Origin of the sequence: Pyramidobacter sp. C12-8, from assembly GCF_002007215.1 — a bacterium.
GTDB lineage: Bacteria > Synergistota > Synergistia > Synergistales > Dethiosulfovibrionaceae > Pyramidobacter.
This window is the reverse complement of the sequence record NZ_MUHX01000019.1, coordinates 39,303-47,934: the sequence shown is the minus strand read 5'-3', so window position 1 is coordinate 47,934 and position 8,632 is coordinate 39,303. Positions and strand designations below refer to the sequence as shown.

The following is an 8,632-nucleotide window of genomic DNA, read 5'->3' as shown; positions in this document are numbered from 1 at the left end:
CCAACGAGGTTTTGCCCAAGCTCATCGCCAGGCACAATCGGAAGTTTGCCGTCACGCCGGCTGAGGGAGAGGACGTTTATGTGAAGCCGGAAGGAAAAGTCGATTTGGATTTTCTCTTTGCGCGTCGCGAATCTCGCAGGACGGATCACGGCGGCATGATTTCCTATGGAGGTCGTCGGTACGTTCCGGCGGCGGACGATTGCCTCGGGATGGCCAAAACGACGGTTGAGGTGCGTGAAACGTCGACCGGGCGGATCTGGGGTGTTTCCAAGGGCAGACGGATCGAGATGAAGGAGGTTGAAAGTCAAAAACGAGTCAACTCCGATGAGGCATCGGCAAAGAAACGGAAAAGCGGGCTTGTGAAAGCGCACAAGCCCGCTCCGGACCACCCATGGCGGCGTGGCGTCGTCAAAAGGCAGGGATATCATAGCACATGTCGGGATAAACGTACGTTCGCGTAGACGTTGTTATGGCGGCACGATGGGGAGTTCTTTCGAGGTGTCTTGCTGTGATGGGAGTGTGATGGGGTGACTTTTTTAATGAGCAGTTATGGTGACATTTTTATTAGCTATTGACAGCGGAAAATCGCCTCCTGTCGGAAAATGCCGAACTGAAGAAATCCTTTTTCTCCCGCTCAATCCGACCCGGTGCAAGCCGCTATGGATGGCTCCGTTTTCCGTTTTCTGCGGCAGGAGCGATTTTTGGCGGCGCCCTCTTTTTTCGCTTCATGGGCCTCCAGCCCCTCGAACCTGACGTCCGACCGCCGGTACAGACGGCACCCCTGCGCGCGCAGGATCTTCCACAGCTGCGTCAGCACGGGCAGCGAAATGTTGTCGGCGACGCGCAGATTCGGCAAATACGCTTGCCAAAGGCACTCGCGATGGCGGTCCATAAACTTGTCGGCCGCGTCGGGGACGCTGCCTGCGAAACGCACTTCGGCGCAGATTTGCTTCCTTGCGTGCCACAGGTGGATTACCGCGGCTTTTTCGTCGCCCGCCTCGAAAACCGGAAGGCTGTTGTAATCGATAACGTTACCGGACGTCTTTTTCGCCGTCCCCTTTGCGCTCTTCCGGATCGGCTTCTTGGGATCGTTCTTATGGGCGAAATCGTGCAGCACCTGTATCCTTTCGGCGTCGGGCAACCTCTGCGCCGCGTCGTGAAGGATCTGGTACAGCCGGGCGGTCGTGCGGCAGTCGGCCTCGGCCCGATGAAAAGTCTGCGCGTCGATCACAAAATGCTCCGCCAGCGCTTTCAAGTTGTAATGTCCGGTCCCCAGCGCCGGAAAGAGCGCTTGAGCCCAGTAGAAAGTATCTACGTACACGTTTTCAAGTCGGGCGTGATAAAGCTCCTGACAAAAGTGATCGATAATGGGAAGATCGTTTTCCGCCACCGCATGCCCGACAATCACGCTATCGCCGATGAAATCGCGGAGCGAGCCGATCACCTCACGGGGAAGCGGCGCACGGCGCACCATGTCGGTGGTAATGCCGGTCAGATCGGAGACGTAACGAGACACCCGCGCCACCCGCGGGCGCACAAGGGAGCTGTACGCGTCAAGGCACTGCCCGTCAGGAGCGAAGCGGACCGCGGAAATTTCGATCGGACAAAACCGGACGTAGCCTTGAGATTCGACGTCGAGCACCACGTAGCCCTTCTCCGCCGGAAGAAAAATATCCGCCTCTCTGTTCATTTCCGCTCCCCCTCCCCCGTTCACAATTTATTATTCTATAACCGAAACGCCGTTCTGTGAACCGCTGTATGCGAGATTGCAGCAAAATTCAGAGCGATCTTATACCGGGCCTTGTAAAAAACGTTATAGTACCCCTACCGCGATAGGCAGAATGAACGCCGCCGCCACCCACCGTATGGTCCATCGCAGGAGAACGCTCCTTTCAACGCAGAGGGCGCTATCCACAAAGGATGCTCGTCGAATGTATCTGCAAAAAAAATAGATCGAGCCTTCGCTATCGCAAAGAGCGAGCCGTTCGCCTGCCGATTCCGCTCTTGAATGCCCGCATATGATAAAGAAGCAAACAAGAAAATAGCAGAAGGCCTCGCTATTCCGCGACGTTCGGAGGCCGGAAGTAGAGAGACGTTCATATTTCTGTGCTATATTGAAAAAGCTAACAGGCAACGCCCGATTGAACAAAATCGAGGTTTGAGGAGGAATGACAGGATGATTTTAGAAACGGAAAGACTGGTACTTCGTCCTTGGGAGGAAGCGGATGCAGAAGATTTATACAGTTATGCACGTCATCCTGAAGTTGGCCCGATAGCCGGATGGGCTGTTCATACGGACGTGGAAAACAGCAGAGAAATCATCCGCGGCATTCTGTCTGCGCCGGAGACTTATGCAGTGGTTCTAAAAGAAACCGGGCGTCCAGTTGGGAGTATTGGTTTAATGCTTGGCAAGGCCAGCAATATCGGTATTCCCGAAACAGAAGGCGAAATCGGCTGCTGGATCGGCGTTCCTTATTGGGGACGGGGGCTTATCCCGGAGGCGGTTCGAGAGCTTATGCGACATGGCTTTGAAGAACTGAATCTCGAAAGAATATGGTACGGGTATTTTGACGGAAACATAAAGTCAAAGCGGGTTCAGGAAAAGTGTGGATTTCATTACCATCACACAGCGGAAAATGTCCCATGTGCAATAGAGGGAGTGCTTCGGACAGAGCACATAACATGCATATCGAAGGACGAATGGTTATCGGAGAGCTGAATCCCGTTTATCGAGGTGATACCATGGCTGATATTACGCTTATGCCGCTGACTTTGGATGACCGGGAGCAGTTTATACTGGACAATCAGGAAGTGTTCAACTGCGGTGCGCTAGAGGAATTCGGCCGCCAGGACGATCATTTCGAAGAAGAAGGAGAGATCATCTCCCGCGAGACGATTGAACGGGCCATTGATGGTGGCGAGGTTTATAGGATCATGCTGGGCGGTCGGAAGGTCGGCAGCATGGTGATCGCGGTGGACGGAAAACGCGGCGGTCTGGACCTGCTGTCCGTTTCGCCGCACCTCCACAGCGGGGGCATCGGTTATGCCGCGTGGTGCGCGGTAGAGCGGCGGCACCCGCAAGTGGCCCTCTGGGAGACCGTCACGCCCTCTTTCGAGAGACGAAATATCCATTTCTACGTCAACCGGTGCGGCTTCCATATCGTGGAGTTTTACAACAGCCATCATCCCGATCCCAACACTCCGGATTCGGAGGAAGAGATGGACGGGCAGTTTCCGGACGGGAGGTTTCGTTTTGAGAAGAGGATGTAAAAAGATACATCGGTATCATTATGGGAGGGGCAGTCATGAAAATAGAGATCGGAAAAGATTTTCCCCAGTATTTCAAGCCCTCGTATCCAGAGGAATTCGAACTGTTTTCACACTTTGAAACGACCGCGGGGATACCAACGGTTTTGTTTGCCATCACCACATGGAAGGGAAATGGAAAGCCGAATGTCTGCTTTCATTCGTGGAGCTGCTTTCACGGAGATAAGACCGCTTTTTTCGCCGTGATGGGGAATGTGTACCAGCACACGCATACCTATGCAAACATCCAAAGGGATCAATGCTTTTGCATCGATTTTCTGCCGATAAGCTCCTATGACAGATTGATAGATACCATTAACCACAATGACTTGGAAACGGATGAATTTGCCGTAGGAGATTTCACGCTTTCCCATGCGAAAACGATCCGCGCGCCGGTCATTCAAGAGGCATTCATAAATATGGAATGTACTTTGAAAGAAACGCGGGATTTAAGCGGTGCGGGAATCACCTCAATGATTGTCGGTCAGGTACAGCATATCTCCGTGGAAGAGGAATATGCGCAGGGCTATGAGCGACGATACGGCAGAGAGGGGTTTATGATGCTGATACCGGCGCCGCAAGATCTCATTACCGGGGGCGCCGGTCGATCCGCGATCGCCACTGTAAATATCGAGAAATGCGACTGACGGCACAGGAGCAGTCACCAGACAAGCCGGACCTCCAGGAGGTGCATAGCTGTGAGGGATACGATCGCATACTGCGGGTTGGACTGCGAAAAGTGCAACGCATATCTTGCGACACTCAATGACAATCAGGCGTTGCGTGAAAAAATGGCAAAACCATAGGCCGAGTTGAATAATGTTCCCATTTTGCCTGAACATATCAACTGTCAAGGCTGCCGCGTTAAAGGGATTAAAACCGTATTTTGCGATAACCTTTGCGGTATTCGCCAGTGTGCATTGAAAAAAGGCGTGACGACATGCGGCGACTGCTCAGAATTGGGAAAGTGTCAGATTGTTGGAAGAATCGTCGCCAATAATCCCGCTGCGCTGAAAAACCCCAAGGGACAAACCATGTGAATTTGACGATCTTCCGTTTTTTTCATTAAAAAGAACAAGGGCGACAGTCAAAAGCGCTGCCACCCTCTCTTCATGAAAATGAAATACCGCCGCCTCCCATAGCGGCACACACGCAGTAAGTCTGAAAAGAGTTACTGCTTTCTTACTGTCCTTTTTAGCAAAACAGCCCTCGCCCGCCGTAGTCGCGGCGAAAAGAAGAATGACCGAAAGCGAGCAAATGGCGACTTTGTATTTGTTGTACTGACGAAAAGGAGATAAAGCACCTCTTTTCCCTCATCCGAAACGTACTGCTGACGAAAGAAAAACAAAATCCAGATTAGGAGAAGTGCGCAGAAGTAATAGAGTAAGGAAGATTTTTGATGTATACATTATATTCTAATAACGTTCCAGCGCTCATTTTGCGGATAAAGTAAACAGCGTCTGCTGCGCAATGAAGATACGCACGGCAGACGCTGTTCTGCTTTTTTGAAAAAACTTTTATCGTTTCGCGCTCGCTCGCCAGATGTTCTGCTTCCGCGCGGCGGCGATGAGTTCGTCGCGGAAGTCGGGATGGGCGATCGAGATCAGACGCTCGGCACGTTCCCACGCGGAAGCTCCGGCCAGGTTGACGGCGCCATATTCGGTGACGATGAAGTAAGCCTGGCTTCTGGGGTCGGTGACGATGTCGCCGCAGAAGTGCGGCACGATACGCGACCTGCGCTCGCCGGTTTGGGTCATGAACGACGAGGTCATGCAGATGAAGGCCGTTCCCCCGCTCGACATTGCGGCTCCCGTAAGGTAGTCGAGCTGTCCGCCGGTGCCGCTGATGTGGCGCAGGCCGGCGGACTCTGCGCCTACCTGGCCGTAGAGGTCGGCTGAGATACAGCTGTTGATGGAGATCATCCGGTCGTTGCGGGCGATCACGGCAGGATCGTTGATGAACTCAAGCGGCTCGACGACGACGCCGGGATTGCGGTCGACCCAGTCATACAGCCTCTGCGTGCCGAGGATGATGCCAGCCACGCCTTTGCCGCGCTGAAAACTTTTGCGGCGATTGGTCAGCTTGCCGGCTTCGTACAGGTCGAGGTAGGCGTCGCCGCACAGTTCGGTGTGCATGCCGAGGTCTTTCAGGCCGGACTTTGCGATGAGCGAGCCGACGGCGTTCGGCATGCCGCCGATGCCAAGCTGAAGCGTGGCGCCGTCTTGGATATATTTCGCGATGTGAGCGGCAATTCTTTCGTCTTCGACCGTTGGAACGGGAGCGGGCAGTTGCGGCAAAGGGCCGTGCGGCCCTTCGACAACAAAGTCGGCCTCGCTGATGTGGACGCTCTCGCCGAAGCCGCCGTAGACGACGGGCAACGACTCGTTCACTTCGAGGATGACGACGTCGGCCTTTTCAAGGATGGGACGTCCCACGCCGGCGGCGCACGAGAGGTTGAAATATCCGTGCTTGTCCATCGGCGCAACGCTCATCATGGCGACGTTGACGGTCAAAAACTCACGGTAGTACCAGGCGAGGTTGCGGAAGACCATGGGGATGTAGCTGCACAGTCCGCGGTCGCACAACCTGCGCTCGTAACCGGAGCAGTGCCAGCTGTTGTAGGTGAAGTGTTCGCGCGCAGGGTCGCTTTCGGCGGTGCGCAGCGGCCCGAAGATGAGGTTGCCGCGGATCTTCACATCCGTCAGTTCCTCGCGACGAGCGGCAAGGGCGGCGTCGCACAGCGCGGGGAAGCCGACGTTGGTGGTGTAGTCCACCCAGTCGCCGCTTTTGACGATCGACACGGCCTGCTGCGGCGTACGCAGTTTTGCCCGGTACTCGTCGAAAACGTTCATCATGCTTTCGCGGCGGCGAGGTTCAGCCCGGCTTCGAGACAACGCAGGTTATCCTCGAAGAATTTCGGTTTGACGCAGCCTCGAAGCGCCTGCGTCCAGTCGGCTCCGTCCACGCCGATGGCGGAAATCAGCGCGCCCAGCAACACGACGTTCATGCCGCGGGGCATGCCGAGGTCGGAGGCGATCTTCACGGCGTCGATGGCGAGGGTGTCGGCACGCTTTTTCAGCTCGTCGACGATGCCGTCGGGATACTCGCACTCGCCGCTGAGGACGGGCAACGGGGGCATCCGATACGTGTTGACGATGATTTTGCCGCCGGGCTTGAGGAACGGCAGGCAGCGCATCGCCTCCATCGTCTCGAAGGAAACGAGCACGTCGGCTTCGCCCTGGCCGATGAGGGGCGACCAAACCTTTTGACCGTAGCGCACCTGCGTGGTGACGGAACCGCCGCGCTGGCTCATGCCGTGGACTTCGCTCATCTTCACGTCGTAGCCGGCGTCGATGAGGCCGGTGGTGAGCACTTTGCTGGCGAGGATGGTCCCCTGTCCGCCGACGCCGACGAGGATGACGCTTTGGGTATCGGGCCTTTTCATGCTTTTTTCGCTCCTTTCACGATGGCCTGCTGGGGGCAGACCTGCGCGCAGACGGTGCAGCCGACGCACTGCATGGGATCGATGGCGGCCTTTCTCTCGCACGTGTCGAACGAGAGCGCGGGGCAGCCGGTGGACAAGCATTTCTTGCAGCCGATGCACTTTTTTCGGTCGATCGTGCACTGCGCCGGCGTCATGCGGAACTCGCGACGATCCTCGGCGGACAGGCGCTTGAGCACGCACGGCCAGCGCGTGATGAGCACGACGGGGCCCTCGCGCACTTCCGTATAGGCCCAGTCGAGGGCCTTCTTCATCTCGTCGAGACGGAGCGGGTTGACGGTGCGCACGCGCTCGAGCCCGAGGGCGCGGACGATCGTCCCGATATCCATGATGGTGGCCGGCTCGCCCTTGAGCGTGTAGCCGGTGCCGGGATTCTCCTGATGCCCGGTCATGCCGGTGATGCGGTTGTCGAGGACGCAGCAGATCAGGTGCGAGTCGTTGTAGATGACTTCCTCCAGCGCGTTGATGCCAGTGTGGAAGAACGTGGAATCGCCCATGCAGGCAACGACGGTCTTGTCCTGGCCGCTGAGGGCGAACGCCTTGCTGAGTCCGTGGCCGACGGAGAACGCGGAACCCATACAGTTGGCCAGGTCCTTGGCGTTGAGCGGCTCGTTGCCGCTGAGGGCGTAACAACCGATGTCGCCGACGATGACGGTGTCCTTGCGCTTGGCCGCCTCGTAAAAAAAGCCGCGGTGCGGACAGCCGGCGCAGAGCGCGGGCGGACGGGGGACGACGAGCTTGGGATCGCCCTGTACGCCGCGCGCTTCTTCGCCGAGCAGCGCCTTGCGGATAATGTTGGGGTTCAGTTCGTCGATGGCGGGGATCTTCTCCTTGCCGATGCAGTCGATACCGGCCGCCTTGATCTGGTTTTCCATGTACGGGTCGAGCTCCTCGATCACGTACATCGTCTCGACGCGGGCGCGAAACTCGCGGATCAGGTCGATGGGCAGCGGGTTGGTGAGTCCCAGCTTGAGGTACGATACGGCGTCGCCGAACACCTCTTTGGCGTACTGATACGAGACGCCGCTGGTGACGATGCCGACTTTCCTGCTGCCGCTGTACTCGGCGCGGTTGTACTTGCAGTCGTTGGACAGCGCCATCAGCCTGCGGTCGCGCTCGAGCATCTTCAGGCGGTTGCGTTTGGCCGCGATCGGCACGTCGTCGAACTTGGCGCGGTTCTTGACATAGGGGATGGCGGCGAAGGGATGCCGTTCCCCCGGCTCGACCAACGACTTTGAGTGGCACACGCGCGTGGTCATGCGGAACATCACCGGCGTGTCGAACCGCTCGCTCAGGTCGAAGGCGTCGCGGAACATGTCCTTGGCCTCCTGCGAGTCGGACGGCTCCAGCATGGGAATCTTGATGAACGGCGCGTAATTGCGGTTGTCCTGCTCGTTCTGCGAACTGTGCATGCCCGGATCGTCGGCGGTGACGAAGACCATGCCGCCCGAGACACCCATGTAGGCGAACGTGAAGATCGGGTCGGCCGCCACGTTCAGTCCCACGTGCTTCATCGCCGCCATCGAACGCACGCCTCCCATCGACGCGCCGATGGCCGCTTCCATGGCCACCTTTTCGTTGGGCGCCCACTCCGCGACGATTTCCTTGTACGTTCCCACGTTCTCCAGGATCTCCGTGCTCGGAGTGCCCGGATACGCCGAAGCGAACGCCACGCCGGCTTCCCATGCCCCGCGCGCGACGGCCTCGTTGCCCGACATCAGCTGCTTTGTCACTTGAATCCCCCCGTTTGTTTTTTGCGAATATATTATTTTTGATGTTATTTGTATTTTATAAAAAAGCTTGAAAAAATGGAAATACTTTTCT

At 56.7% G+C, this 8,632-nt stretch carries 7 protein-coding genes and 2 pseudogenes; 5 read left to right on the top strand and 4 right to left on the bottom strand.

Features of this window, described 5'->3' with window-relative positions:
* Positions 1-461 (top strand): annotated as a pseudogene (locus B0D78_RS08245) (hypothetical protein); the annotation flags it as partial.
* A 173-nt stretch (positions 462-634) separates the two neighbouring features.
* Here the strand turns inward: B0D78_RS08245 and B0D78_RS08240 are convergent.
* The gene (locus B0D78_RS08240; RefSeq protein WP_078016497.1) at positions 635-1,690 is read right to left on the bottom strand and encodes a 3'-5' exonuclease; all 1,056 of its coding nucleotides are present in this window, start codon (positions 1,688-1,690) and stop codon (positions 635-637) included.
* A 486-nt stretch (positions 1,691-2,176) separates the two neighbouring features.
* On the opposite strand from B0D78_RS08240, the gene B0D78_RS08235 reads away from it, so the two are divergent.
* The 4 genes and pseudogenes from B0D78_RS08235 (at position 2,177) to B0D78_RS08220 (ending at position 4,346) form a co-directional block, all read left to right on the top strand.
* Positions 2,177-2,719, top strand: coding sequence for a GNAT family N-acetyltransferase (locus B0D78_RS08235; protein WP_078016496.1), 543 nt, complete (start codon positions 2,177-2,179; stop codon positions 2,717-2,719).
* A 23-nt stretch (positions 2,720-2,742) separates the two neighbouring features.
* Positions 2,743-3,270 (top strand): GNAT family N-acetyltransferase, encoded by a 528-nt coding sequence (locus B0D78_RS08230; RefSeq protein ID WP_078016495.1) that lies wholly within the window; start codon positions 2,743-2,745, stop codon positions 3,268-3,270.
* A gap of 35 nt (positions 3,271-3,305) precedes the next feature.
* A complete protein-coding gene (locus tag B0D78_RS08225) occupies positions 3,306-3,953 on the top strand; it encodes a flavin reductase family protein (protein ID WP_078016494.1) in 648 nt (215 codons plus the stop codon).
* Between the two features lie 51 nt (positions 3,954-4,004).
* Positions 4,005-4,346 (top strand): annotated as a pseudogene (locus B0D78_RS08220) (DUF3795 domain-containing protein).
* Between the two features lie 477 nt (positions 4,347-4,823).
* Here the strand turns inward: B0D78_RS08220 and B0D78_RS08215 are convergent.
* The 3 genes from B0D78_RS08215 to iorA are packed head-to-tail and all read right to left on the bottom strand — an operon-like array spanning position 4,824 to position 8,541.
* Complete coding sequence (locus tag B0D78_RS08215; protein ID WP_240496146.1) at positions 4,824-6,200, bottom strand: acetyl-CoA hydrolase/transferase family protein; 1,377 nt, start codon at positions 6,198-6,200, stop codon at positions 4,824-4,826.
* Positions 6,158-6,751 carry an indolepyruvate oxidoreductase subunit beta gene (locus tag B0D78_RS08210; protein WP_078016492.1) on the bottom strand — a complete coding sequence of 198 codons (594 nt, stop codon included), beginning with the start codon at positions 6,749-6,751 and terminating at the stop codon, positions 6,158-6,160. The genes B0D78_RS08215 and B0D78_RS08210 overlap by 43 nt, the downstream gene beginning before the upstream one ends.
* A complete protein-coding gene (iorA, locus tag B0D78_RS08205) occupies positions 6,748-8,541 on the bottom strand; it encodes an indolepyruvate ferredoxin oxidoreductase subunit alpha (protein WP_205948281.1) in 1,794 nt (597 codons plus the stop codon). Before iorA ends, B0D78_RS08210 begins: the two co-directional genes overlap by 4 nt.
* Positions 8,542-8,632: the final 91 nt, after the last annotated feature.

Bases quoted from the DNA above. Each gene is read 5' to 3' on its own strand.
- B0D78_RS08240 (WP_078016497.1), bottom strand. From the start codon at position 1,690: ATGAACAGAGAGGCGGATATTTTTCTTCCGGCGGAGAAGGGCTACGTG.
- B0D78_RS08235 (WP_078016496.1), top strand. From the start codon at position 2,177: ATGATTTTAGAAACGGAAAGACTGGTACTTCGTCCTTGGGAGGAAGCG.
- B0D78_RS08230 (WP_078016495.1), top strand. From the start codon at position 2,743: ATGGCTGATATTACGCTTATGCCGCTGACTTTGGATGACCGGGAGCAG.
- B0D78_RS08225 (WP_078016494.1), top strand. From the start codon at position 3,306: ATGAAAATAGAGATCGGAAAAGATTTTCCCCAGTATTTCAAGCCCTCG.
- B0D78_RS08210 (WP_078016492.1), bottom strand. From the start codon at position 6,751: ATGAAAAGGCCCGATACCCAAAGCGTCATCCTCGTCGGCGTCGGCGGA.